Source organism: Streptosporangium sp. NPDC049376 (genome assembly GCF_044466505.1).
In the GTDB taxonomy this organism is placed as follows: Bacteria; Actinomycetota; Actinomycetes; order Streptosporangiales; family Streptosporangiaceae; genus Streptosporangium.
Map to the genome: position 1 here is coordinate 30,037 of NZ_JBITMT010000005.1, position 25,542 is coordinate 55,578.

Below are 25,542 nucleotides of genomic sequence, written 5' to 3' on the forward strand. Positions count from 1 at the left end.
TCCTGCGTTCCTCAGTCCAGACACCGACGCGCCCAAGCCGTGTCTTTTTGCTCCGCCTGGCGGCGTCGCGGGCTTGGGCGCCTCGGGTCGGTGCTTTCCCTCGTCACTCATCCGCTGCGCTCCTTCGCTCCTCAGTCCAAGCACCGACGCGCCCAAGCCGAAACTCTTCACACTTGGCGCCGGGGGTGTCGGCCGACCCCTCGCTTCGGAGGTGGAAAGTCCACGCGGGCAGGTGCGGGGGACGTCTTTGTCGTCGTGGTGGGGAGGGTGAGCAGTCAAGATCGATGGGGGGTGACTTGACCCGGGGGGTCGGAGCATTCCGAGGGGTCTGGAAAACTGTGCTCTTGTGGAAGGCTATCTCGGCATAATCGCGATCATCGTCGTTGTCGCCCTGCTGGCGGCGGGCGGCATGTTCCTGTTGCTCAGGCCGCGGGGCAAGTCGGCTCCTCCGGTGGAGCCGCCCGAGGTGCGGCCCGTTCCCGGGGAGGAACAGGCGCCTCCCGTGGGGGCCGCGCAGGACGACGACGCGGCGACCACCACTCTTCCGCCGCCGGCCAAGCCCGCCGAGCCCATGGTCGTCCCCCCGGCCGTCGAGATCCCGCCGCCCTCGGCGGGCCGCATGGTACGGCTGCGCGCCAGGCTCGCCCGGTCCCAGAGCACCCTCGGCAAGGGCCTGCTCGACCTGCTCTCGCGTGACCGTCTCGACGACGACACCTGGGACGAGATCGAGGAGACCCTGATCACCGCGGACGTCGGCGTCGCCCCGACCCAGGCGATGGTCGAGGAGCTGCGGACCAAGGTGAAGGTGCTGGGCAGCAGGACGCCCGCCGAGGTGCGCGGACTGCTCAAGGAGCAGCTGCTGACCCAGATCGGCGCCGACACCGACCGCACCCTGCACGTCAAGCCGCACGGGGAGCGTCCCGCGGTCGTGCTCGTCGTCGGCGTCAACGGCACCGGCAAGACCACGACGACCGGCAAGCTGGCGCGTTCCCTCATCGGCGACGGCAACAAGGTCGTGCTCGGCGCCGCCGACACCTTCCGCGCCGCCGCGGCCGACCAGCTCCAGACCTGGGGCGACCGGGTCGGCGCCGAGGTCGTGCGTGGTCCCGAGGGCGGCGACCCGGCCTCGGTGGCCTTCGACGCCGTGGCCAAGGGCATCGAGGACAAGGTGGACGTGGTCATCGTCGACACGGCGGGCCGTCTGCACACCAAGACCGGCCTGATGGACGAGCTGGGCAAGGTCAAGCGCGTCATCGAGAAGAAGGCGACGGTCGACGAGGTCCTGCTCGTCCTGGACGCGACCACGGGTCAGAACGGCATGCGCCAGGCCCAGGTGTTCGCCGAGGTCGTCGACGTCACCGGTATCGCCCTGACCAAGCTCGACGGCACCGCCAAGGGCGGCATCATCATCTCCGTCCAGCGTGAGCTCGGAGTGCCGGTCAAGCTGGTCGGCCTCGGTGAGGGGCCGGACGACCTGGCCCCGTTCGACCCCGAGGTCTTCGTGGACGCCCTGCTCGGCGACTGAGAGAGCCACCGGGAACCGGGACGCGGTGAACGCCGCGTCCCGGTGGGGACGTCAGTCTCGAAGGAGCGCCCCGTTGCGCCGGGCGCGGTCTCCGGCGGAGGGCAGTGGCCCGACGGGCACGACCATGGGGGTGCCCGCCACCGGGTCCTCGATGACCCGGGCGGCCAGGTCGAAGACCTTCGCGAGCAACTCCTCGGTGAGGACCTCGGCGGGAGGCCCGGCGGCGACGACCTTGCCCGAGCGCATGGCGACCAGGTGGTCGGTGTAGCGGGCGGCGAGGTTGAGGTCGTGCAGGACCATCACCACCGTACGGCCGAGCTCCCCGTGCAGGCGGCGGACGAGTTCGAGGACCTCGATCTGGTGCGCCAGGTCGAGGAAGGTCGTCGGCTCGTCGAGCAGCAGCAGGTCGGTGCCCTGGGCCAGGGCCATCGAGATCCAGGCGCGCTGACGCTGCCCGCCGGACAGCTCGTCGAGCGGGCGTTCGCCCAGGTCGAGCAGGCCCGTCATGGACAGGGCCTCGTTGACGGCCGTCTCGTCGCCGGAGGACCACTGCCGGTACCACGTCTGGTGCGGGTGCCGTCCCCTGGCCACCAGGTCGGCCACGGTCAGTCCCTCGGGGGCCGTGGGGGCCTGCGGCAGCACTCCCAGGATCTTCGCGACCTCCCTGGTCGGCATCCTGTCGATGCGTTTGCCGTCCAGCAGCACCTCGCCGCCGGAGGGCTTCAGCAGGCGTCCCAGCGCGCGCAGCAGTGTGGACTTGCCGCATCCGTTGGGGCCGATGATCGTCGTCACCGTCCCGGCCTCGATCCCGAGGTCGAGCCCGTCGACGATGACGCGGTCGCCGTACCCGAGCTTGACGTCGACGGCCCGTAGTCTCAAGGTCGTGCCTTTCTTCGCGCGCGGACGAGGAGATAGATCAGATAGGGGGCGCCGAGGACCGCGGTGACCACGCCGACGGGAAGTTCGACGGGGCTGAACGCGGTCCGCGAGACCAGGTCGGAGGCGCTGGTGAGGACGGCACCGGTGAGCGCGGACACCACGAGCGGAGGCTGGGCCGCTCCGGCCAGGCGCAACGCGATCTGTGGCGCGGCCAGCGCGACGAAGGCGATGGGGCCCGCCGCGGCGGTCGCGAGCGCGGCCAGCAGCACGGCGGCCAGGATCATCAGGCTCCTGGTGAGGTTGGGGCGCACCCCGAGCCCGGTGACGGTCTCCTCGCCGAAGCGCAGCGCGCCGAGTGAGCGGGCGCCGACCAGGGTCGCCGGGACCAGTACGGCCAGCGCAACCGCGACGGGGACGACGTGTTCCCAGCCCCTGCCGTTCAGCGAGCCGGTGATCCAGACGATGGCGCGCCCGCTGTCGTTGACGTCGCCGATGGTCAGCAGCCAGTACTTGACGTTGACGCACATCACCGAGACGCCGATGCCGACGAGCACCAGGCGGTAGCCGTCCAGGCCGCCGCGCCAGGCGAGCGTGTAGACGGCCAGCGCCCCGGCCGCGCCGCCGAGCAGGGCGAGCAGCGGAATCCCGACCGAGGCCAGCATGCCGCCCGCCCCGCCCGCGGCGCTCGACGTGGCCACGATGGCCGCGACCACGCACACGCTGGCGCCCGGCGTCACCCCGAGGATGTCGGGGCTGGCCAGCGGGTTGCGCGCGATGGCCTGGGTGATCGCCCCGGCCAGGGCGAGCGCCGCGCCGACCAGGACGCCGGTGAGCGCCCGGGGCAGCCGCAGCTCCATCACCACGAGGTGGTCGGGGCCGTCCCCCACGACGGCCCGGCCCACCTCGGCCAGGCTCATCGGGATGTCGCCGATCCGCATGCCGAGCCCGGTCAGCAGTACGGCGGCGGCCAGCAGGACCAGTGCCGTCAGGACGGGGCGTGGCCGCAGCGGCCAGGAGGCGGGACCGGCCCGCAGCGCCTTTGTCTGTGCCCTTGTCGGGGCCTTCGTCTCAGAGGGGCGCAGGCCGTACACGGGGGTGGGGTTCACAGGCGGACCGGCTTCCTGCGGCGGACCAGGGCGACGAAGAACGGCGCGCCGAGCAGGGCGAGGACCACTCCTGCCTCCAGTTCGCCGGGCCGGGCGACCACCCGTCCCGTCACGTCGGCGAGCAGCAGCGCCACCGCGCCGATCAGCCCCGCGTACGGCAGCAGCCACCGGTTGTCGGGGCCGGAGAGGGGGCGGGCCAAGTGGGGGACCATCAGGCCGAGGAAGGCCAGCGAGCCGCAGGCCGCGACCGAGGCGCCGGTGAGCAGCGTGATCGCGCAGATGCCGACGGCGCGGGTCAGGGTGACGTTCTGGCCCAGGGCCCTGGCCACGTCCTCGCCGAGGGCGAGCGCGTTGAGGCCGGGGGCGTTGACCAGGGCGAGCAGGAGCCCGACGACGACGAACGGCAGCACCTGGGTGACGGTCTCCGCGCCCCGGCCCGCGATCGAGCCGGTCTGCCAGAACCGGAAGACGTCCATCGCCTGCTCGTCCATCAGGACCAGGGCCGAGGTGAGCGCGTAGAGGAAGGAGCTGACCGCCGTGCCGGCCAGGGCCAGGGTCAGCGGGGTCGGGCCGGACCGTCCGCCGACCATGCCGAGGGCGAAGACTCCGGCGCTGGCGACGAGGGCCCCGGCCAGGCCGAACCAGATGTAGCCGTACAGGCCGGTGACGCCGAGCGTCATGATGGCGAGCACCATCGCGAACGCCGCGCCCTGGGTGACGCCGAGCAGACCGGGGTCGGCCAGCGGGTTGCGGGTGTGCCCCTGCATGAGGGCGCCCGCGACGCCCAGGGCGATCCCGGCCATGACCCCGATGGCGGTCCTGGGCACGCGCAGCGACCGCACGACGATGTCGTTCTCGGTGCCCGACGGGCCGGTCAGGGCGTGCCACACGTCGCCGGGCGGGACCGGTTTCGCGCCGACCGCGAGGCTCAGCAGGACGGCGGTCAGCAGCAGGGCGAACAGCCCGGCGACCACGATCGACCTGCGGGTACGCAGGGCCGTGAGAACGCCCCTGGGCGAGGGGGACCGCGCGATGACCGCCGTCGTGCTCACGCGCGCTCCTCTCGCCTGCCGGAGACCGGACACCGTCCCGTGGACCGGGACCCCGATTGTCGGGCTCCGAACGAGTATGACAGTTTAGGCATGCCTAATCTAATTTAGGCGTGCCTTACCTTGGAGGAAGTCCTGATGAGAACATTGCGCGCCGTGGCGCTCGGGATGGCGACGGCCGTACTGTCGGCGGGGCTGGCCGCCTGCGGCACGAGTACGCCGACCACCGCGAAGCCCGCCGCGGAAACCGGGACGGGGGCGGATCCCTCGGCCGGGGCGGCGGCCGCGGAGGGCTTCCCCCGCACGGTGAAGCACGCCATGGGCGAGACCGTGATCCCGGCCAGGCCGGTGCGGGTCGTGACCCTCGACCAGAGCTTCGTCGACGCGGTGCTCACCCTGGACACCGACGTCGTCGGGTTCACCACCTACCGGGCGATCGACGACAAGCTCCCCGACTATCTGACCCCGGTCCTCGGGCACGCCAAGGACGCCGTCTCCGTCGGCACGCTCGAACAGCCGAGCCTGGAGCGGATCATCGCCCTCAAGCCCGACCTGATCGTCTCGGCGAAGGTCCGGCACGAGGCGCTGTACGACAAGCTGTCGAAGATCGCTCCGACGGTGTTCAGTGAGACCACCGGCGCGATCTGGAAGGAGAACCTCAGGCTCATGGGGCGGGCCCTGGGCAGGGAGGACCTGGCGGAGACCAGGCTCAAGGACTACCAGGACCGCGCCGCCGCGCTCGGCGCCTCCATCGACAAGAAGAACGGCGGAATGCCGACCGTCTCGGTCGTCCGGTTCGCCGGGGAGCCGACCGTGCGCCTGTACGTGGAGAACTCCTACTCGGGGCTGGTGCTGAAGGACGTCGGCTTCGTCCGGCCGAAGGACCAGCCGACCACGACCGAGACGATCGCGGTGAACATCAGCCAGGAGAACATCTCCCAGCTCGACGCCGAGCACATCTTCGTGGCGGCCTACCCCGACCCGGCGGCCGAGCCGATCAAGAAGGAGTTCCAGGCCAACCCGCTGTGGGGCAGGCTCAAGGGCGCCAAGCACGACGTCGCCGACGTCGTCTGGATGAGCGCGGTCGGCATCCAGGGCGCCCACGCCATCCTCGACGACGTCGCGAAGGTCTTCGGGGTCGATCCCGCCAGGGCCTCCTGAGCGGGTTCCTTCGGGTGGGATGTCAGGGCTCGGCCAGGAAGGACCTCAGTTCCTCCAGGTGAGGGGCGATGTCCAGGCCGCGCTCGGCGAGCCAGGCGTCGTCGCCGTAGGTGCAGCGGTAGCGTTCGCCGCCGTCGCAGATCAGGGTGACGACGCTGCCCCGCTCGCCCGCCTGGCGCATCTCCCGCAGGATCCGTACGGCGGCCGCGACGTTGGTGCCCGTCGAGCCGCCGACGTCGCGGCCGGTGACCTCGCGGACCCAGCGCATCGCCGCGATGGACAGGGCGTCCGGGACCTGGATCATGCGGTCGATCACGGTGGGCATGAACGACGGTTCGACCCGGGGGCGGCCGATGCCCTCGATGCGGGAGCCGGGGGCGGTGACGGTGTCGTCGCCGGCGCACCAGCCCGGGTAGAAGGCGGACCCCTCCGGGTCGACCACCGCGAGCCTGGTTTGGTGCCGCCGGTAGCGGATGTAGCGGCCGATGGTCGAGGACGTGCCGCCGGTGCCGGCGCCGACCACGATCCAGGTCGGCTCGGGGTGGGGTTCCATCTCCATCTGCTGGAAGATGCTCTCGGCGATGTTGTTGTTGCCGCGCCAGTCGGTGGCCCGCTCGGCGTAGGTGAACTGGTCCATGAAGTGGCCGCCGGTCTCGGCCGCGACCCGGCGGGACTCCTCGTAGATGGTCCCGGGGTCCTGAACGAGGTGACACCTGCCGCCGTAGAACTCGATCAGGGCGATCTTCTCGGGGGACGTCGAGGCGGGCATCACCGCGACGAACGGCAGGCCGACCAGCCTGGCGAAGTAGGCCTCGCTCACCGCGGTCGAGCCGCTGGAGGCCTCGACGACCGTGGTCGAGGGGCCGATCCAGCCGTTGGCCAGGCCGTACAGGAACAGGGATCGGGCCAGGCGGTGCTTGAGTGAACCGGTTGGGTGGACGGACTCGTCTTTGAGGTAGAGGTTTACCCCCCAGTGCGTGGGAAGCGGGAAGACGTGGAGATGGGTATCGCAGCTTCGGTGGGCGTCGGCCTCGACGTGACGGATGGCCTCGGCCACCCAGGAGCGGGTATAGGGGTCATGCCTGTCCACGTATTCCATGCACCCAAAAGTAGCGCGAGCTGGGGTTATGTGATGATGGACACAACCTCTACCATCTTCAGAGGGAGATGTTACGATAATGAGACTTGTCCGGCTGTAGGGCGTGTCGTACCCGCCTTCGAAGCAGCCGACGACCAACCTCCTGACCAGGCGGAAGAGCTCTTAACGGCCCGCTTACGAGCCGCCTGCGAGCATTCGACAAGCCGCCGGAAAGGGCGTGTCGTGCCTGTGCCGGACGGTGGTGGGGGGAATCAGTACAAGGGGGAAGAACACGTGATCACGATGACCGAAGAGCAGCGCCAGGACTGGTTCGAGCGCGACGTCGTTCCGGTCACCACCCAGCTCTACGCGTCCGCGATGCGTTTGACCCGCAACTCCGCCGACGCCGAGGACCTCGTGCAGGAGACGGTGGCCAAGGCGTTCACCTCTTACCACCAGTTCCGGGAGGGGACCAACCTCAAGGCGTGGCTGCACCGGATCCTCACCAACAACTTCATCAACGAGTACCGCAAGAAGCAGCGTTCGCCCAAGCTCTCGGCGACCGAGGAGATCGAGGACTGGCAGCTCGCCGCCGCCGAGTCCCACATGTCCTCCGGGCTGAAGTCCGCCGAGACCGAGGCGCTCGAACAGCTGCCCGACAGCGCCGTGATGAACGCGCTGCGCTCCCTGCCCGAGGACTTCCGCGTCGCGGTCTATCTGGCCGACGTCGAGGGCTTCGCCTACAAGGAGATCGCCGAGCGCATGGGCACGCCCATCGGCACCGTCATGTCCCGGCTGCACCGTGGCCGCCGTCAGCTCAGGACGATGCTTGAGGACTACGCCCGCGAGGAGGGCGCCGTCCGCCTGCCCGAGCAGCGCCAGGCCGCCTGACCGGCGGCTCATGCCCGATCCGGGGCTCAGCCCGCGGCGATCAGCGCGACCGCCGCGAGGGTGAAGCCGATGCCTGTCATCTGCACGACGTTGAGTCGTTCCTTCAGGACGTATCTGGCCAGCACCAGCGTGCTCGCCGGGTAGAGGGAGACCGGCACGCCGACGAGGCTCAGCATGCCGCGCTGCTGGGCGAACATGAACAGCACGTTGGCCAGCATGTCGAGAACCCCGGCCGCCAGGATGATCCGCAGCGCGCCCGCGCCCGGCCGCAGCGTACGGCCGGTGGCCAGGGCCAGCAGGGCGATGAGGGTGATCGAGGAGAGGCGCGCGCCGAACAGCGGCCACATCCCGGTCTCGGCGGGCGACTGCGCCAGCAGGACGAAGAAGCCGCCGAACCCCACGCCCGCCACCAGCGCGGCCACCAGCGGCCCCCGGCCGTTCCCGGACGCGCTCCGCGAGGGATCACGGCTGACCAGCAGCACCGCGACCAGTGCCAGCACCACACCGCAGAGCGCAGGCGGCTCGGGCCGCTCCCCGGTGGCCAGGCCGTACAGGACGGGCAGGGCCGCGGAGGTGGTCGCGGTGGTCGGGGCGACGACGGACATCACGCCGCTGGCCAGCGCCCGGTAGAAGAGCACCAGCCCGGCGGCGCCGGAGACACCCGCCGCCGTGCCCCAGGCGAACGCGCCCGCCGTCGGGGCGCCGGGCAGCAGCGGCATCAGCGCGACCACCAGGGCGAGCCCGGCGCTCTGGGAGAGCACGACCACCGCCATCACCCGCGACCTGCGGGTGGCCAGACCGCCGAAGAAGTCGGCCGTGCCGTAGACCACGGCGCAGAGTGTGGCCAGCGCCACCGCGATCATCCTTCACCTCAGTTCAATGGATTGCACCGTTGGAACAATATATGAGGTGCAAAATACTGCAAATCAGGTTCACTACACTGGACTGATGGATCCCGAGACGATCAACGCGGCGGTCGCCAACAACGTGCGGGCCCAGCGGGCGCACCGGCAGATGACGCTCGACGAACTGGCCACCCGCTCCGGGGTGAGCCGCGGCATGCTCGTCCAGGTCGAGCAGGGACGGACCAACCCCAGCATCAACACGCTCACCCGCATCGCCGACGCCCTCGGGGTGACGGTCGCGCGCCTGGTCGAGGTCTCGGACGTGCCCGTGGTGCGGGTCGTCCCCGCGGCCAACGTCGTCACCTTCCCGCACGGGAAGGCCAGTTCGGCCCGGCTGCTGGTCGGCACCGACGCCCCGTCGATCCTGGAGCTGTGGGACTGGCGGCTCGCCCCCGGCGACCATCACGACGGTGACGCCCACCCTCCGGGCACCAGGGAGATGCTGACCGTCATCGAGGGGGAGCTCACCCTCTCGGTGTACGGCGGCAGCCACGTCGTGGGCGTGGACGACGCCGTGGTGTTCCGCGCCGACCGGCCGCACCGCTACTCCAACAACGGGCAGGTCCCGCTCAGGTTCACGATGGTGGTGACCGAGCCGAAGGAGACACCTGACCAATAGTGGGGAACGGGTGTCACCAGGCGACGCGTGACCGCATCATTACCCCATGTCGCTTTCGCTGTCACCCGCTGGTGGCGGGGCCTGTGTCCCGGCCGCGCGGTCCGTCCCTCCGTCGGGGAGCGGTCCCTCCGTCCGCCGGGGAGGTGACGGGTGAACGAGCGTGTCGAGGCGGGGGAGGCGATCGCCAGGCTCCGCGCGGACCTGGCCGGGCTCGGGGTCACCGGCGCCTACGAGGTCGACGACGACGGCACTCTCTCGGTATGGATCGGGCTCGTCGTTCGCTTCCGAGATGGTTTCTACCGGTGGCAGGAGGGCCAGGTGAAACGTCGGCATCTGGGCACGGATTCGAAAGGATGCGCCATTCGGGTAGCGCGTCGCTATGCGGAACTCCAGGCGGATGTCCCATCCTGGTGGGACGAACTGGCCAGGAGTCTGCGGGGGGACGTGGCCGGAGACTATCCATGACCATCTGTGACCCCGGCCGGCCTGGCGGGGGGCAGACGTGTGGCGATGGATGGTTTTCACCATGGCCGTCCTGCTGGGAGTCGCGGGCTGTGAGCCCCCTGTCGCGATCCTGAGCATCGAGAGCGACCCGTCCCCGTCCGTCTCGCCGTCCCCCGAGGCCTCCCCGCTCTTCGACCCGGAGGAACTCGCCGAAAGGCTGGTCGCGATCCAGCGGCAGTGGCCGAGGAACAGCCTTCCGAAGCCGCCCGGCGCGCGCGGGGTGAACTGCGCCAGGATCAGGTGCGTCGCGCTGACCTTCGACGACGGGCCCGGGCCGTACACCGGCAGGCTGCTCGACATCCTCGCCAGGCACCAGGCGAGGGCCACCTTCTTCGTACTGGGCAGGATGGTCGCCGAGGACCGGGGGGAGAACCTCCGCAGGATGGTCGTCGAGGGACATGAGATCGGCAACCACACCTGGGACCACCTTCCGCTCCCTCAGCTCTCGGAGAAGTCGATCAGGTTCGAGCTGGACAGCACCCAGAAGATCGTCAGACGGCTGTCCGGGGTCAAGATGACGATGATGCGGCCGCCGTACGGCTCGACGGGCAGGCGGGTCGCGGCGGAGGCCTCCCGTCTCGGGCTCGCCCAGGTCATGTGGAGCGTCGACACCCTCGACTGGCGTGACCGCGACTCCAGGCTGGTCGCCCAGCGCGCGGCCCAGGCCACCCCGGGGGCCATCGTGCTCATGCACGACATCCACCCGACGACCGTCGAGGCCGTGCCCGCCGTCCTGAACCAGTTCGTCCAGCGGGGCTACACGTTCGTGACGCTGTCGGAGCTGTACGGCGTGCCCCGCCTGGTGCCCGGCAGGGCCTACACCAGCATGGGCGACGGAGCCAGGGGGACCGCGGCCACGGAGATTCCCTAACCGTCGGTGGCCGATGGCACGATGGGCCGCATGGGTTTCAGCGGCTTTCCCGACGAGGGGCTCCTGTTCTACGAGGGCCTTGAGGCGGACAACTCGAAGACCTACTGGACGCGCAACAAGCGGGTCTACGAGGAGGCGGTCCGGGCTCCGATGGCGGCCCTCGGCGAGGGGCTCGCCGAGGAGTTCGGGCAGGCGCGCATGTTCCGTCCCAACCGCGACGTCCGCTTCTCCAAGGACAAGTCCCCCTACAAGACGCACCAGGGGTCCTACGTCCCGAAGGGCGAGGCGATCGGCTTCTACGTCCAGCTCGACGCGGCCGGGCTGCTCGTCGGCGGAGGACTCTACGCCGCGCAGGGCGAACAACTGGCCCGCTACCGCCAGGCGGTCGACGAGGAGATCAGCGGGATGCCGCTGGAGAAGATCGTCGCCGAGGCGCGCGTCGCGGGCTACGCCATCGAGGGCGACCGTCTCAAGACGCGGCCGAGGGGCGTCCCCGAGGACCACCCCCGTCTCGACCTGCTCCGTCACAGGTCGCTGCACGCGAGCCGCCGTTTCGAGCCGGAGGGGTGGATCCACACCCCGCAGGTCGTGGAGCGGGTGCGGGAGGTCTGGCGCGACCTCACCCCGCTGGTCGAGTGGCTCGCCGACCACCTTCCCGCCGACTGACCCGGGTCAGGGCTTCGTATGCCCCCGGTCACGGTTCGTTGACGGCCCTGACCGTCTTCGACCGGTCACCTGGCGTTTCGTGTTTTCGGGACGGCCCACCCTCCTGACAGGAACCTTGACACTCCGCTCGGGTTTCGGATAGTCCGGAGGCATGGGTCCGAGTCGCTGCCGACTCGCGACACCACCAGCCGGAGCGGGGGAGGCGCCAATGGCGACCTACGAGTATGTCTGCCGGGACTGTGGATACTTCGACGTTCGTCTTCCGATGGGAACCGCGCCGTCCGAGTACGGCTGCGCCACCTGCGGACACGACGCCCGTCGCGTCTACTCCCCGCCGAACGTCTCCTGGGTTCCTCCGGCGCTCGCGGCCGCGTTCGGCCGTGAGGAACAGAGCCGGGAGGCGCCCGAGGTCGTCACCACGCCGCCGGGACGGCGACCGCCCCGGCCGCCGCACCCCGCGCTGGCGCGCCTGCCCCGGCCATGAGCCTGTGAGGGAGGTCCGGCGATGGCGACCGTGGGACTGCTTTACGTCGGTGCGGTGCTCTTCATCAACGGAATGATGCTGCTGGGAAAGGTCGACGCGCGGGCGGCGGCCGTCTTCAACCTCTTCGTCGGGGCGCTGCAGGTGATCACGCCCACCGTGCTGATCATCGCCGCGGGCGACAGGGCGGGTGCGATCCTCGGGGCCTCGGGACTCTTCCTGTTCGGCTTCACCTACCTCTACGTGGGCATCGGCCTGCTCGGCGGGTTCGACACCACGGGGGTCGGCTACTTCTCGCTGTTCGTGGCGATCACGGCGCTCGGTTTCTCCTACGCGAACTTCAGGATCCTCGGTGACAAGCCCTTCGGCGTCATCTGGCTCTACTGGGCGTTCCTGTGGTTGCTGTTCTTCCTGCTGCTCGGGCTCAAGCGCGAGCATCTGACCGTCTACACGGGCTGGGTGACGGCGATCGAGGGGTGGGTGACCGCGGCCATCCCGGCCTTCCTGCTGCTCACCGGCTACTGGCAGAACTGGAACCAGGACCTGCTGGCCGTACTGCTGGCGGTGTTCGGCGTGGTCGTCTTCGGCGGGCTGTGGCTGCTGACGAGGGGGCGGCGGTCACTTCCCGGCGGCACCGGTCCCGCAGGGGGGAAGACGGCCGCGGCGCACTAGATCCGTACGGGCGTGGCCCGGAGAGGTCCCTGGAAGGCCCTAGAAGGAAGGGCTCCGGAGGAGGTGATGTGGCCTGGGCATCCGGTCGGCACACACATCCCGAGAAAGGAGTTGCCATGCCGAAGGTCGTCTTCAGCGTGGATCAGTCGAAGCCGATGCGTGATCAGCAGGTGCCGGGGCACAACCGGTGGCACCCGGACATCCCCGTGGCGGCCATGGTCAGGCCGGGGGACGTGTTCCGCGTCGAATGTCGTGAGTGGACCGACTCGCAGATACACAACAGCGACTCGGCGAACGACGTGCGGGACGTCGACCTGTCCCTCGCGCACATGCTCAGCGGCCCCATCGGGGTCGAGGGGGCCGAACCGGGAGACCTGTTGGTGGTCGACATCCTGGACCTGGGCCCGGTCCCCCAGGAGACCGGTGAGGCGCCGGGACAGGGCTGGGGGTACACCGGCATATTCGCCAAGGCGAACGGCGGTGGCTTCCTGACCGACTACTTCCCCGACGCGTACAAGGCGATCTGGGACTTCAACGGCATATATGCGACATCTCGCCATTTGCCCGGTATCAGATACGCGGGGATCACCCACCCCGGCCTGTTCGGCACGGCGCCGTCGGCCGAACTGCTCGCCGACTGGAACCGGCGGGAACAGGCGCTCATCGACACCGACCCCGACCGGGTTCCGGCGCTCGGCCTGCCGCCGCTGGCCGAGAACACCCTGGCCGGTCAGGCGACCGGCGAGGTGGAGGCCAGGATCGCCCGTGAGGGGGCCCGTACCGTGCCCGCGCGGGAGAACGGCGGCAACCACGACATCAAGAACTTCACACGCGGCGCACGCGTCTTCTACCCCGTCCACGTGAAGGACGCCAAGCTCTCCGGAGGTGACCTGCACTTCAGTCAGGGCGACGGCGAGATCACCTTCTGCGGGGCGATCGAGATGGGGGGCTTCATCGACTTCCACGTGGACCTCATCAAGGGAGGCATGGAGAAGTACGGCGTCAGCACCAACCCCGTCTTCATGCCCGGCAACGTCGAGCCGCGCTATTCGGAGTTCATCTCGTTCATCGGCATCTCGGTCGACCACGACACCAACACCAACTACTACCTCGACGCGACGGTGGCCTACCGCAGGGCGTGCCTCAACGCCGTCGAGTACCTCAAGAGGTGGGGCTACACCGGGGAGCAGGCCTACCTGCTGCTCGGCTCGGCGCCCATCGAGGGCCGGATCAGCGGCGTCGTCGACATTCCCAACGCCTGCTGCTCGCTCTACCTGCCCACGGAGATCTTCGACTTCGACGTGCGCCCGAACAAGGAGGGGCCCGTCAAGCAGAAGCGGGGACAGTGCGCGGTCTCGTCCTGACCCGATGACCCGGAGGGGCTCCCCTCCGCGGGAGAGTCCTCTGGCGATGGGGCCGGGGGACTCTCCGCGCGTCCAGGTCTCCATGGGCCGGCCTGTGGTCACGGACCGCCCGGAGAGCCGCGGGCGACGGTCAGCGGTCGAACGCGGAGGACTTCACGCCGTTGACGAAGGCGTGCCATCCGGGAGAGGTGAAGTAGAGGACGGGACCCAGGGGGTCCTTGCTGTCACGAACGGCATGGGTGGCGTCCCGCTTGTGCTCGGGGCGGTGTGCGGCGGAGCCGAGTTCGGCGACCTCGACGCAGTCGCCTCCGTTGGGGCTGCTGAAACTCGACTTCCGCCACGGGAGATTGCTCAGGTCCATTTCTCCTCTACCATTCTCTTGATGCTGTCCTCTGGCATGCCGGTGATAAAACGGGAGGAGGGCAGCCTCAAATGACCGCACTGCCCCCGGGGTCCTTCGGACGGTTCAATGATGATGCGGTCGCAGACGCCGTTTCTCAACACGTTACCCCGGTTTCGCCGACGGGGACGGCGGTATTCACCGTTCGAGCAGGGTACGGCCTCGTGGGCGGATCCGGTGACATGGATTTCCCGTGAAAAACACGATGTGGGTAACCGATCACTTCCCGCGCCGGCCGGCCCGTTGTCGAACGGTTACCTGGGACTCCCGTTAATGGGCCATTCGGATAACGGAATTCTCGGATGTATTCGGCGTGGTGGCGCGGGAACCGCTTCGGAGGCTCCGTTGAAGGAGTGACGCGTGTTCCTTTCTGGGAACGGTGAGGGCCGTGAAACGCAAAAAGAGCGCCCGCCGTACGACGGACGCCCTTTTTCCGGGGTTTTCCGGGGTTCTCAGTTGCCGCGCTTGGCGCGGGCCGCGCTCCTGCCCCGGGTGGCCGCGTCGAGGACGACCTTGCGGATGCGCACGTTCTCCGGAGTGATCTCCACGCACTCGTCCTCGCGGATGAACTCCAGCGCCTGCTCAAGGGAGAGCTGACGCGGCGGGATGACCTTCTCGGTCTCGTCCGCCGTCGAGGAGCGCATGTTGGTGAGCTTCTTCTCCTTGGTGATGTTCACGTCCATGTCATCCGAGCGGGAGTTCTCGCCGATGATCATGCCCTCGTAGACCTCGGTGGTCGGCGAGACGAACAGCACGCCGCGCTCCTGGAGGTTCAGCATCGCGAACGCGGTCACCGGGCCGGGACGGTCGGCGACCAGGGAGCCGTTGTTGCGGGTGCGCAGCTCGCCGAACCAGGGCTCGTAGGAGTCGAAGACGTGGTGAACCAGGCCGGTGCCCCGGGTCTCGGTGAGGAACTCGGTCCTGAAGCCGATCAGACCACGAGCCGGGACCACGAACTCCATCCGGATCCAGCCGGTGCCGTGGTTGGTCATGTGCTCCATCCGGCCCTTGCGCACGGCCAGCAGCTGCGTCACCGCGCCGAGGTACTCCTCGGGGCAGTCGACGGTCAGCCGCTCGACCGGCTCGTGCACCTTGCCGTCGATGGTCTTGGTGACGACCTGGGGCTTGCCGACGGTCAGCTCGTAACCCTCGCGGCGCATCTGCTCGACGAGGATGGCCAGCGCCAGCTCACCACGGCCCTGCACCTCCCAGGCGTCGGGCCGGTCGGTCGGCAGGACGCGCAGCGAGACGTTGCCGATCAGCTCCTTGTCGAGGCGGTCCTTGACCATGCGGGCGGTGACCTTCGAGCCCTTCACCTTGCCGACCAGCGGCGAGGTGTTGGTGCCGATGGTCATCGAGATCGCGGGCTCGTCCACGGTGATCAGCGGCAGCGGACGCGGGTCCTCCGGGTCGGCCAGCGTTTCGCCGATCATGATGTCCGGGATGCCGGCGATCGCGATGATGTCGCCGGGACCGGCCTCCTCGGCGGGCTTGCGCTCAAGCGCCTCGGTCATCAGCAGCTCGGTGATCTTCACCTTCTGGATGCTGCCGTCGGTGCGGCACCAGGCGACCTGCTGGCTCTTCCTGATGGTGCCCTGGTGGACGCGGCACAGCGCGATCCTGCCGAGGTAGGAGGAGGCGTCGAGGTTGGTGACGTGCGCCTGCAGCGGGGCGTCCGGGTCGTAGGTCGGCGCGGGGATGGTCTCCTTGATGACCTCGAAGAGCGGTTCGAGGTCGTCGGAGTCGGGCATCCCGCCGTCCTCGGGGCGGTTCAGCGAGGCGCGGCCCGCCTTGGCCGAGGCGTAGACGATCGGGAAGTCGATCTGCTCCTCGGTGGCGTCGAGATCCATGAAGAGCTCGTAGACCTCGTCCACGACCTCCTTGATCCGGGCGTCGGGGCGGTCGACCTTGTTGATGCACAGGATGACCGGCATCTTGGCGGCGAACGCCTTGCGCAGCACGAACCGGGTCTGCGGCAGCGGACCCTCCGAGGCGTCGACCAGCAGCACGACGCCGTCGACCATCGACAGACCGCGCTCGACCTCGCCGCCGAAGTCGGCGTGGCCCGGGGTGTCGATGATGTTGAGGGTCATGCCGCCGTGCTTGACGGCGGTGTTCTTCGCGAGAATGGTGATGCCCTTCTCGCGTTCGAGGTCGTTGGAGTCCATGACACGGTCGTCCACGTCCTGGTTCGCGCGGAACGCTCCGGACTGCCAGAGCATGGCATCCACGAGAGTGGTCTTGCCGTGGTCGACGTGCGCGATGATCGCGATGTTCCGCAGGTCATCGCGGCTGTTCAAAGGCATGTTTGAGTCTCACTCTGTGATCGTGGAGGCTGGCCGCGGACCGTGCGGCCTCCCTATTTTAGTTGATCCGCAACAATCGCTTTCACGCCGCCGCCGAACGCGGTCATATGTTCACCTCCGGGACACCCCACAGGCCTGCGGATCGGGCCTTTCTCCGATATGACGAGCCGTCCCCCCGGCCCGCCGTGTTCGGTCATAAGCTCGTGGACATGCCGCTAGCGCCGTCGTTCGCCGTGATGCTCAGGACCGAGGACAACGTGCGGATCGAGGCCGCGCACACCCCGTCACGCGGTCCTGCCGACCTGGGCATCGTGCTCGCCCACGGCTTCACCGGCTCGCTCAGGGAACGCCCGGCCCGCCGCATCACCCACGTGCTCAGCGGGTTCGGCGGCGTCGTCTCCTTCGACTTCCGCGGCCACGGCCGCTCCGGCGGCGAGTCGACCGTCGGGGACCTGGAGATCCTCGACATGGACGCGGCGGTACGGCACGCCAGGGCGATCGGCTACGCCAGGGTCGCCGTCGTCGGCTTCTCCATGGGCGGGGCGGTGGCCGTACGGTACGCCGGATGGCGGGCGGCGGCAGGCCGGGTCGGGCGGGACGGCGAGATCGACGCCGTGGTCACGGTCAGCGCGCCCGCGCGGTGGTACTACCGGGGGACCAGGCCCATGCGGCAGGTGCACTGGGCGATCGAGCGCCCTCTGGGACGCCTGGCCGCGCGGGTCGGCAAGCGGACGCGGATCAGGAGCAGGGGATGGGACCCGGTGCCCTCGGCCCCCCACGAGGCGGTCGTGGACATCTCGCCGACCCCGCTGCTGATCGTCCACGGCGACGCCGACTCCTTCTTCCCCCTCGACCACGCCCACCAGCTCCACGACGCGGCGGGGGAGCCGAAGGAGCTGTGGATCGAGCCGGGCTACGGCCACGCCGAGTCGGCGGCGACCCCCGACCTGGTCCGCAGGATCGGCAGGTGGGTCGTGGCCAACTCCTGACCACCCTGGTTCACCCGGGCGACGCCCCGAGGGTGTTGACTGCTCTGCGTCTTTTGGTCGGGCCTGGTTTCGTGACCTGGTCTCGCGGCACAGGAGGGCGTATGCGCAGCATCTACGTGGCGGGTCTCGGGCGGGGGGACGGCAGGCAGATCGTCGAACTGGGCCTGATGGAGCTGCTCGCCCGCCGGGCCCACAGGACGGGGGTCTTCCGGCCGATCACCAGGGGAGACGACCGCACGCTCGAACTGCTCGGCATGAGATACCGGCCCGCGGCCGCTCAGTCCGGCGTCACGGCCGAGGCCGCCGCGGAGATCTACGCCGGTCACGGCACCGAGGAGCTGATCTCCCGGCTGGTCACCCGTTTCCACGCGCTCGAACGGGAGTGCGACGCGCTGCTCGTGCTCGGCAGTTCCTTCGCCACCGACGACCTGCCCAGGGAACTGGCGTTCAACGCCCGGCTCGCCGCGGAGTTCGGCGCCCCGGTGATCGTGGTGGTCGGCGCGCACGGCGAACGGGCGGAGGAGATCGCGATGGAGATGCGCACCGGCTACCAGGTCTTCTCCGACCTCGGCAGCACGGTGCTCGCGGTCGTCGCCAACCGGGTGCCGGCCGGGATGAGCGTCGATCCCGTTCTTCCCGTGCCCTGCTACGTCATCCCTGAGCATCCCTCGCTCTCGGCGCCGACGGTCGGGCAGGTGATGCGGGCCGTCGACGCCAGAAGGTTGCAGGGCGACGAGGACGCGCTGCGCAGGGACGTGCTGGGGTTCGTGTTCGGCGGGGCCACGTTGCCGGTCTTCCTCGAACACCTGACGGACGGGGCCCTGGTGATCACCCCGGGAGACCGGGCCGACCTGCTGCTGGCCTCCCTCGCGACGGAGGCGGCGGGCACCGTCAGGCCGTCCGGCGTGGTTCTGACGCTCGGCCAGGAGCCGACGAAGACCGTGCGGGACCTCACCGCCCGCCTGGCCCCCGGGGTGCCGGTGCTCTCCGCCGCGGCGGACAGCTTCACCGTCGCCACGACCCTGGCCGGGCTCGAAGGGCGGCTGACGGCCGACAACCCTCGCAAGATCGACACCGCGCTCGGCCACTTCGAGGCCCACGTGAACACCGCCGACCTCGCGGACCGGATCGAACTGGCCCGTCCTGAGCGGGTCACCCCGATGATGTTCGAGCACACCCTGCTGGAGCGGGCCCGCGCCCAGCGGAGGCACATCGTGCTGCCCGAGGGCGAGGAGGACCGTGTCCTGCGGGCCGCCGACATCCTCATGCGGCGCGGCATCGTCGACCTCACCCTGCTCGGCAGGCAGGAGGTGATCCGCAGGAGGATCGGCGACCTCGGTCTCGACCTGTCCGGCGTGACCGTCGTCGACCCCGTGACCTCCCCGATGCGCGGTCCCTTCGCCCGCGAGTACGCCGCGCTGCGGGCGCACAAGGGCGTGACGCAGGAACGGGCGGAGGAGCTGATGGCCGACGTCAACTTCTTCGGCACGATGATGTTGCACCGCGGCGAGGTGCACGGCATGGTCTCCGGCGCCGCGCACACCACGGCCGCGACGATCCTGCCGGCCTTCCAGATCATCAAGACGGTCCCCGGCACCTCGGTCGTCTCCTCGGTGTTCTTCATGTGCCTGGCCGACAGGGTGCTCGTCTACGGCGACTGCGCGATCAACCCCGACCCCGACGCCGAACGGCTCGCCGACATCGCGATCTCCTCGGCCCGTACGGCACGGCGCTTCGGCATCGAGCCCAGGGTCGCGATGCTGTCGTACTCGACGGGGCACTCGGGCAGCGGCGCGGACGTCGACAAGGTGCGCCAGGCCACCGCCCTGGTCGCCGAGCGGGCACCCGACCTGCTGGTCGAGGGGCCGATCCAGTACGACGCGGCGGTGGACGCCAGGGTCGCCGCCGCCAAACTGCCGGGCTCCCCGGTCGCGGGCCGGGCGACCGTACTGATCTTCCCGGACCTGAACACCGGCAACAACACCTACAAGGCCGTGCAGCGCTCGGCCGGGGCCGTGGCGGTCGGGCCGGTGCTCCAGGGACTCCGCAGGCCGGTCAACGACCTGTCGCGGGGCGCACTGGTCACCGACATCGTGAGCACCGTGGCCATCACCGCCATCCAGGCGCAGGAACAGGGGTGACCGTGAAGCGTGTCCTGGTGATCAACAGCGGGTCGTCCTCGGTGAAGTACGCTCTGCTCGCCGGTGAGGACCGGCTGGCCTCCGGCATCGTGGAGCGGATCGGCGAGCCGGGCTCCCCGGTCGCCGACCACGGAGCGGCCCTCGACATCGTCGCCGACGAACTGGCGGGTCAGGGCCTGGGGATCGACTCTCCCGAGCTGACCGCGATCGGGCACCGGGTGGTGCACGGCGGTACGGACTTCACCGAGCCGACGTTGATCACCGACGAGGTGACGGCGATGATCGAGGAACTGGTCCCGCTGGCCCCACTTCACAATCCAGGCAACCTGGCGGGCATCGAGGTCACCCGGCGGCTGCGTCCCGACCTGCCGCAGGTCGCCGTCTTCGACACCGCCTTCCACTCCACGATCTCCCCGGCCGCGGCGACGTACGCGATCGACAGGGAGGTGGCGGAACGGCTGAGAATCCGCCGCTACGGCTTCCACGGCACCTCGCACGCCTACGTCTCCCGGGAGGCCGCCGCGGAGGCCGGCAGGCCCGACGGAAACGTGATCGTGCTGCACCTGGGCAACGGGGCCAGCGCCTCGGCCGTCTCCGGCGGACGCTGCCTGGAGACCTCGATGGGCATGACCCCGCTTGAGGGCCTCGTCATGGGAACCCGTTCCGGGGACCTGGACCCCGGCGTCCTGACCTACCTCGCCAGGACCGGGGGGATGTCCTTCGAGGAGATCGACACGATGCTCAACCGGGGCGGCGGCATGCGCGGCCTGTGCGGGGACAACGACATGCGGGCCGTACAGGAACGCCTCGCGGCCGGGGACCCCGACGCGGAACTGGCCTTCTCCGTCTACTGCCACCGGCTGCGCAAGTACGTCGGCGCCTACTACGCCGTGCTCGGCACGGTCGACGTGATCGCCTTCACCGGCGGGGTGGGGGAGAACTCCCCGCTGGTCAGGAAGACGGCGCTGGACGGTCTTGAGGCGCTGGGCATCGCCGTCGACCCGGGCCGCAACGAGCGGGGAGAGCGGGTCATCTCCCCTGACGGGACGGCCGTGCGGGTCGTCGTGATCCCCACGAACGAGGAACTGGAGATCGCCCGGCAAACTCTTGCGGTTTTGCCTCGAACCAAACACCCATAAACCACGTCTACCTAAGTCAGATGGATGAGATCCGCCCCGAGCGGTCCATGGGACTCGGCCCTCCGCCCTCGGCGGGGGTCGTGGGACGCGCTCACCGGTGGTGGCCCAGCGTCGCGGGGGCGTGCTGGGCCGTTCATCCGTCCGCGGGCGTGCTTGTACGGCTCCGCCTGTACGGCTTCGCGGGGCCGTACAAGCACGCGTCGGCCCCTTGACGCCTCTCCCGCACCGGGACGGACCGGGGGAACGGATCAGGCGTCAGGGGCTTCAGGAGCGCCGGGGCCCGTCGGCCCAGGCACGCGATGGATGCGTGAACGGCGCGGGTTTCGGCCCCGTTGATGAGACCGAATCATGTTCTGTCGAACAAGGCAAGAGGTGAGGTCGGGGGACGGGAGGGGGGATTGTGATCTGAGGGGCAATTGTCTAAATCCCCGCAGACTGGTAGATAGTTCGTCAATGGTGCGGGAGTTCCATCGTTTCTCTGACAGGTCTCAAGATCGTCTTCTATAGTTTCGCTCCGGCCGTGAGGGGGTCTGGAGGTGAGCGAAGCGTGAGATCGAGTCGCTCGATCACGCTGGGAGTCATGCTCTCCACCCTGCTCGTGACGCCGGTCATGGCCGGGGCCGCCGCCGAGAGGGCCGCGACCGTGCGGGCCGCCAAGCCCAACCCCGAAGCCGAACTGGCCAAGCTCACCCGCGAGGCCAACGAGATCAACAAGCGCTACCGCGGGCAGGTGCAGAGCCTTGAGGAGACCCGGGTCCAGGCCAGCAAGGCGACACAGCGGGCCAAGAGCCTGAAACGCAGCCTGGCCACCGCGCAGACCGACGTCATGCGCTTCGCCCAGACCGCCTACATGGGCGGTGACCTGGACAGCACCAGCCTGCTGTCCTTCCAGGGGGATCCGGGCGCCGTCCTCGACGGCGTCTCGACGCTGTCCTACCTCGCGGGCCAGCGCGCAGGCCGGCTCAGCCGCCTGAAACAACTCGTCAAGGAGGCCAAGGACGCGGAGGAGGCGGCCACGGCGAAGGTCGTCAAGCTCAGGGACGACATCACCAAGCTCAAGAAGGACCGCGTCCGCATCGAGGCCCTGCTCGCCAAGTACGGCTTCCAGCAACCCGGCGGCAGCGAGGGCCTGACCTCCCGCATGGTCAACGTGCGCAACACGATCATGCGGAGCTTTCCGATGCCCTACTCGGTCGGCTGCCTGCGCCGTGGCGATCCCGGTGAACACGGCAGCGGCCGAGCCTGCGACTTCATGATGAGCACCGGTGGCCGCATGCCGACCGCGGAGGCCAGGGAACGCGGCGACCGCCTCGCCCAGTGGGCCATCGACCACGGCCGCGACCTCGGGATCATGTACATCATCTGGCGGCAGCGCTACTACGACATCCGCACCGGCACCGGCTGGCGAATGATGTCCGACCGAGGCGGCATAACCGCCAACCACTACGACCACGTCCACATCTCGGTCTTCTGACCAGTGTGGGGTGAATTATCGTCATTTTTCCATATTGTTCCTGGATTTGACTGTATGGGTGTCGGTGGCGACTCGGCTACTCTCTTGGCGGCCTGCCCGGACCGGCGGCCGAACTTCTCCGCCCGCGTGGGCCGGGTTTCGCTTCAGCACTTCCTCGGCCTCTGGAACCTCCATGGGCAGGCATGGTGAGTTCGGTGCCTTGGTGTGAGACGGCCTTCTTACGCCCGCCGAGGTCGCGTGCCGTGTTCACGGATCGAAGGATGACCCTCAACGCTTATTCGGACGCCTCCCGAGGAAGGCGATCGATGATGGCCTCGCTTCCCCGGAGGGCCGTTTCCACGACGCCGCCGGACTCAGGCCGCACCTATGAGAACGCCGACATCGGTGGCTCGTTCGCCTCCTGTCTCGGCCGAAGATCGCGATTTTTTCCATAGGATTACGGTACGGCCCGGGGAGAGGGGTGATGTGGGATGAACGAGAGCGCTTCGGAGCCCGAAGAAAAGGGTCAAGTCCTCTGGGAGGTCATCTCCATCTCGTTGGCCGGAGCCGTTCTGATATTTTTCCTCGGTCTGCAGCGGGGCTTCGCCTTCACGATGATAGGGGCGTCGGTTTTCTTCGTCTCGAAATGGCTGGGGCGAGGAGACAGCGGAAACGGATAACCATGGGACGGGGTCTGACGTCAGGACGTCTCTCTGCGGCGGCGGGGAGGTTTCTGGACCGTCGGCCGTGCATGACGTACGGCCCGGGCGGCGCGGTTACCGACCGCTGCCGCCCGTCCACACCTTGGTTTTCCGACCGGGCGGCAGGCGAGGAGAGCCTGGGCCTGCTGACTGCCTCTGGGAACGTCTGGCTCTGTTTTTCAGTCGCTTATGTGGCGCCCGGGACTTCGTGAAGTGAATTAGGCTCGTTCCGGTGGATGCCTGCCCCGGCCACACTGTTCGGTTGTCGAAGTCATCGGGGTCGTCGGCGGTTTTCTTGCGCGGAGGCGTCGTGGTCGGTGAGAGCTCTGTTCGCGGTGTCTCGGATATGTCCGGACGGGTAGGGCTGGGGGCTCTCTGGTTTTTCTCGTTCGGCGCCGCGAAGTTTCGCCATGGTCCTCCCGTGCTGGTGGCGGTTCTGCTCGCCTGCGTCGTGGTCAGTGCCTCCTACTGCCTGTTCTGGCTGTACAGGAGATGGCGCTTCGGCAGGCTCTCCGACCGCGAGAAGGGGGAAACCGAGGAGAAAACCGCCGAGGCCAAGGAGTCTCTCTGGGACTCATGGCAGGTCGAAGTCCTGTTTCTGGTCTACCTGCTGATCACGTTGAACGGGTACCGCGACGACATCTGGGTCTTTCTGCTTTACGCTCCGCTTCCCCTGCTGCTCGCGTCCATCCTGCTGAGAAAGGCGTTCACGGCTTTGCGGCGCGGGTCAGGATGATGACGTCCGGAAATTCTCCGTGGCGGTCAGGAGGTTGGTGAGGGAACTCCTGGACCGCTGGAGGGTGGTTATCTGGGTCTCGATCTCTTCGAGGTGGGTCCGGAGGTAGTTCTGCACGCAGGGGTGGATGTCGGGGCCCGGGCCCTCGATGCAGGGCAGGATGTCGCGGATGGTCCTGGTGGGCAGGCCGGCTGCCAGCAGGACACGGATGTGGCCGACGACGGTGGGAGCCTCGGCGGTGTAGTGGCGGTGGCCGCTCGCGCTGCGGTGCGAGGTGAGCAGACCCTGCTCCTCGTAGTAGCGCAGCAGTCTGACGCTCACGCCGGTCTCCCGGGCCAACTCGCCGATCTTCATCCCACGCTCGGAGGACGTCTTCGCGGGAGAGGCGGAGCCGGGGGAGGCCGTACGGGGCGGGAGAGCGGAGGCGTCCGCACGGGACACGACCGGAGGTGGTGCGGCCTCCGAGGACGACGCGGTCGAGGAGACGGTCCTGCGGGTGGAGGGCCTGAGGGCGGTCCCACGCTTCTGAGGGGTGGGGGTTCGGCCCAGGGCGCCGGTCTGCACGGAGGTCACCTCACACGAGCGTTACGCGAGCGTCGATCAATCCAGAAGGACACCCCATATAAGGCACAAAGTAAGTGATCTCATCCGGAAGCGCCGCAAACCAGCATTGGTGATCTGCCTCACACCGGCTTGAATCTCACATCGATGTGAGCTCCTAGCGTTGCCGGCATGACGAACAACGCGAACACCACGGCAGTGACCACCACCTTCACCCTGGGCGGCGATCTGGAGGTGCGGCGGATCGGGTACGGCGCCATGCGGCTGGCCGACGGGCCGGACAAGCCCGCCGAGGCCTGGGCCGCGCCCATCTGGACGGCTCCCGCCGACCGCGCCGCCGCGCTGGCCGTACTGCGCAGGGCGGTCGAGCTGGGGGTCGGGATCGTCGACACCGCCGACGCCTACGCGCTGGGGGCCAACGAGGAACTCGTCGCCGAGGCCCTGCACCCCTACTCGGGAGAGGTGGCGATCGCCACCAAGATCGGTGTCGTACGGCCGAGCCCCGCCGAGTGGATTCCGCTGGGCAACCCCGCCTACCTGAGGCAGCAGGCCGAGCTGAGCCTGCGACGGCTCCGGGTCGAGCGCATCGACCTGCTCCAACTGCACCGGATCGACCCCAACGTGCCGCTGGCCGACCAGATCGGCGCGCTGAGGCAGCTGCGTGAGGAGGGCAAGGTCCGGCACATCGGACTGTCGGAGGTGACGGTCGAGCAGCTCAGGGAGGCCTCGGAGATCACACCGATCGCCGCCGTGCAGAACATGTACAACCTCGTCACCCGTCAGCACGACGAGGTCGTCGACTACGCGGCCGAGCACGGCATCGCGTTCCTGCCGTTCTTTCCGATCGCGATGGGCGGGCACGCGGGCCAGGACAGCCCGGTGGCGACCGTGGCGCGCGAGGTCGGCGCGACCTCCTCGCAGACCGCGCTGGCCTGGTTGCTGCACCGCTCCCAGACGGTCATCCCGATCCCCGGCACGACCTCGGTCGGGCACCTGGAGGAGAACGTCGCCGCGCTGGAGGTCTCGCTGTCGCGGGAGCAGTTCGAGCGGCTGTCGGCGGCAGGTCTTGAGGCCGGGCAGGAGGGGTGACGGCGACGGACGGGATCAGGCGGCGATCCCCTCGGGACGTGGCCAAGACCGCCCCGAAGCCGCCGAGGAAGAGCCGGACACGTCGGAGAGTCCAAGGGCGGAGGCGTCGGGCACCCGGAGACGTCCGGGAAACCGAACACGCCGAAGGGCTCGGCATCCGGAAAAGCCCGGGAAACCGGGTCGCCCGGAGCTCGGCGGGAACCGGCGGTGGCTCCGCTTTTCTGAGAGTTTTTCGCAAAACGGGATTTCGCATTCC

General features: G+C 69.1%; 25 protein-coding genes. 17 read left to right on the forward strand and 8 right to left on the reverse strand.

From position 1 onward, the window contains the following. The first annotated feature begins 346 nt into the window (after positions 1–346). A complete protein-coding gene (ftsY, locus tag ACIBVQ_RS15705) occupies positions 347–1,525 on the forward strand; it encodes a signal recognition particle-docking protein FtsY (protein ID WP_352010294.1) in 1,179 nt (392 codons plus the stop codon). 51 nt (positions 1,526–1,576) lie between these two features. On the opposite strand, the gene ACIBVQ_RS15710 is transcribed toward ftsY, so the two are convergent. Genes ACIBVQ_RS15710 through ACIBVQ_RS15720 form a run of 3 tightly spaced genes read right to left on the reverse strand, consistent with a single transcriptional unit; the run spans position 1,577 to position 4,562 of the window. Then, positions 1,577–2,404: an ABC transporter ATP-binding protein gene (locus tag ACIBVQ_RS15710; RefSeq protein WP_352010295.1), complete on the reverse strand. Its 828-nt coding sequence runs from the start codon at positions 2,402–2,404 to the stop codon at positions 1,577–1,579. Then, complete coding sequence (locus ACIBVQ_RS15715; protein WP_399178074.1) at positions 2,401–3,510, reverse strand: FecCD family ABC transporter permease; 1,110 nt, start codon at positions 3,508–3,510, stop codon at positions 2,401–2,403. Before ACIBVQ_RS15715 ends, ACIBVQ_RS15710 begins: the two co-directional genes overlap by 4 nt. After that, on the reverse strand, positions 3,507–4,562 hold the full coding sequence (locus ACIBVQ_RS15720; protein ID WP_352010297.1) for an iron ABC transporter permease: 1,056 nt from the start codon (positions 4,560–4,562) through the stop codon (positions 3,507–3,509). Before ACIBVQ_RS15720 ends, ACIBVQ_RS15715 begins: the two co-directional genes overlap by 4 nt. 135 nt (positions 4,563–4,697) lie before the next feature. Here ACIBVQ_RS15720 and ACIBVQ_RS15725 point away from each other — a divergent pair, with 135 nt between their 5' ends. Next, positions 4,698–5,720 (forward strand): ABC transporter substrate-binding protein, encoded by a 1,023-nt coding sequence (locus tag ACIBVQ_RS15725; RefSeq protein WP_399178077.1) that lies wholly within the window; start codon positions 4,698–4,700, stop codon positions 5,718–5,720. A gap of 22 nt (positions 5,721–5,742) precedes the next feature. Here ACIBVQ_RS15725 and ACIBVQ_RS15730 read toward each other — a convergent pair whose 3' ends face one another. Next, on the reverse strand, positions 5,743–6,819 hold the full coding sequence (locus tag ACIBVQ_RS15730) for a PLP-dependent cysteine synthase family protein (RefSeq protein WP_362774096.1): 1,077 nt from the start codon (positions 6,817–6,819) through the stop codon (positions 5,743–5,745). Between the two features lie 282 nt (positions 6,820–7,101). Between ACIBVQ_RS15730 and ACIBVQ_RS15735 the strand changes: the two genes are divergently transcribed. After that, a complete protein-coding gene (locus ACIBVQ_RS15735; protein WP_352010731.1) occupies positions 7,102–7,689 on the forward strand; it encodes a sigma-70 family RNA polymerase sigma factor in 588 nt (195 codons plus the stop codon). 26 nt (positions 7,690–7,715) lie between these two features. Here the strand turns inward: ACIBVQ_RS15735 and ACIBVQ_RS15740 are convergent, their stop codons facing one another. Then, a complete protein-coding gene (locus ACIBVQ_RS15740) occupies positions 7,716–8,552 on the reverse strand; it encodes an EamA family transporter (protein WP_399178079.1) in 837 nt (278 codons plus the stop codon). An 85-nt stretch (positions 8,553–8,637) separates the two neighbouring features. On the opposite strand from ACIBVQ_RS15740, the gene ACIBVQ_RS15745 reads away from it, so the two are divergent. The 7 genes from ACIBVQ_RS15745 (at position 8,638) to fmdA (ending at position 13,771) form a co-directional block, all read left to right on the forward strand. Continuing rightward, positions 8,638–9,213: an XRE family transcriptional regulator gene (locus ACIBVQ_RS15745; protein ID WP_362909381.1), complete on the forward strand. Its 576-nt coding sequence runs from the start codon at positions 8,638–8,640 to the stop codon at positions 9,211–9,213. A gap of 150 nt (positions 9,214–9,363) precedes the next feature. After that, positions 9,364–9,678 (forward strand): hypothetical protein, encoded by a 315-nt coding sequence (locus ACIBVQ_RS15750; RefSeq protein WP_352010302.1) that lies wholly within the window; start codon positions 9,364–9,366, stop codon positions 9,676–9,678. Positions 9,679–9,739: 61 nt separating this feature from the next. Beyond that, on the forward strand, positions 9,740–10,588 hold the full coding sequence (locus ACIBVQ_RS15755) for a polysaccharide deacetylase family protein (RefSeq protein WP_399178082.1): 849 nt from the start codon (positions 9,740–9,742) through the stop codon (positions 10,586–10,588). Between the two features lie 30 nt (positions 10,589–10,618). After that, positions 10,619–11,254 (forward strand): DUF2461 domain-containing protein, encoded by a 636-nt coding sequence (locus ACIBVQ_RS15760; protein ID WP_399178083.1) that lies wholly within the window; start codon positions 10,619–10,621, stop codon positions 11,252–11,254. A gap of 208 nt (positions 11,255–11,462) precedes the next feature. Continuing rightward, a complete protein-coding gene (locus ACIBVQ_RS15765; protein WP_352010305.1) occupies positions 11,463–11,738 on the forward strand; it encodes an FmdB family zinc ribbon protein in 276 nt (91 codons plus the stop codon). 21 nt (positions 11,739–11,759) lie between these two features. Then, on the forward strand, positions 11,760–12,407 hold the full coding sequence (locus ACIBVQ_RS15770) for an AmiS/UreI family transporter (RefSeq protein WP_399178086.1): 648 nt from the start codon (positions 11,760–11,762) through the stop codon (positions 12,405–12,407). A 116-nt stretch (positions 12,408–12,523) separates the two neighbouring features. Next, complete coding sequence (gene fmdA, locus ACIBVQ_RS15775; protein ID WP_399178088.1) at positions 12,524–13,771, forward strand: formamidase; 1,248 nt, start codon at positions 12,524–12,526, stop codon at positions 13,769–13,771. Positions 13,772–13,901: 130 nt separating this feature from the next. Here the strand turns inward: fmdA and ACIBVQ_RS15780 are convergent, their stop codons facing one another. Both ACIBVQ_RS15780 and typA read right to left on the reverse strand, forming a co-directional pair. Further along, positions 13,902–14,132 (reverse strand): DUF397 domain-containing protein, encoded by a 231-nt coding sequence (locus ACIBVQ_RS15780; protein WP_352010308.1) that lies wholly within the window; start codon positions 14,130–14,132, stop codon positions 13,902–13,904. A gap of 491 nt (positions 14,133–14,623) precedes the next feature. Next, on the reverse strand, positions 14,624–16,477 hold the full coding sequence (gene typA, locus ACIBVQ_RS15785) for a translational GTPase TypA (protein ID WP_352010309.1): 1,854 nt from the start codon (positions 16,475–16,477) through the stop codon (positions 14,624–14,626). 209 nt (positions 16,478–16,686) lie between these two features. Here typA and ACIBVQ_RS15790 point away from each other — a divergent pair, with 209 nt between their 5' ends. From ACIBVQ_RS15790 to ACIBVQ_RS15815, 6 genes are all read left to right on the forward strand, one after another. Beyond that, on the forward strand, positions 16,687–17,466 hold the full coding sequence (locus tag ACIBVQ_RS15790; protein ID WP_399178091.1) for an alpha/beta hydrolase: 780 nt from the start codon (positions 16,687–16,689) through the stop codon (positions 17,464–17,466). Between the two features lie 101 nt (positions 17,467–17,567). After that, the gene (gene pta / locus ACIBVQ_RS15795; protein ID WP_386187245.1) at positions 17,568–19,607 is read left to right on the forward strand and encodes a phosphate acetyltransferase; all 2,040 of its coding nucleotides are present in this window, start codon (positions 17,568–17,570) and stop codon (positions 19,605–19,607) included. Then, positions 19,604–20,746, forward strand: a complete 1,143-nt coding sequence (locus ACIBVQ_RS15800; RefSeq protein WP_399178093.1) for an acetate kinase — start codon at positions 19,604–19,606, stop codon at positions 20,744–20,746. The genes pta and ACIBVQ_RS15800 overlap by 4 nt, the downstream gene beginning before the upstream one ends. Positions 20,747–20,766: 20 nt before the next feature. Then, positions 20,767–20,958, forward strand: a complete 192-nt coding sequence (locus tag ACIBVQ_RS15805; protein ID WP_352010313.1) for a hypothetical protein — start codon at positions 20,767–20,769, stop codon at positions 20,956–20,958. Between the two features lie 335 nt (positions 20,959–21,293). Then, positions 21,294–22,220: a hypothetical protein gene (locus ACIBVQ_RS15810; RefSeq protein ID WP_362774076.1), complete on the forward strand. Its 927-nt coding sequence runs from the start codon at positions 21,294–21,296 to the stop codon at positions 22,218–22,220. A 990-nt stretch (positions 22,221–23,210) separates the two neighbouring features. Further along, positions 23,211–23,636: a hypothetical protein gene (locus ACIBVQ_RS15815; protein WP_399178096.1), complete on the forward strand. Its 426-nt coding sequence runs from the start codon at positions 23,211–23,213 to the stop codon at positions 23,634–23,636. Here ACIBVQ_RS15815 and ACIBVQ_RS15820 read toward each other — a convergent pair. Beyond that, positions 23,628–24,209, reverse strand: coding sequence for a MerR family transcriptional regulator (locus ACIBVQ_RS15820; protein ID WP_399178097.1), 582 nt, complete (start codon positions 24,207–24,209; stop codon positions 23,628–23,630). The two genes, ACIBVQ_RS15815 and ACIBVQ_RS15820, sit on opposite strands and share 9 nt — an antisense overlap. A gap of 159 nt (positions 24,210–24,368) precedes the next feature. Here ACIBVQ_RS15820 and ACIBVQ_RS15825 point away from each other — a divergent pair, with 159 nt between their 5' ends. Further along, positions 24,369–25,286, forward strand: coding sequence for an aldo/keto reductase (locus tag ACIBVQ_RS15825; protein ID WP_399178099.1), 918 nt, complete (start codon positions 24,369–24,371; stop codon positions 25,284–25,286). Positions 25,287–25,542: the final 256 nt, after the last annotated feature.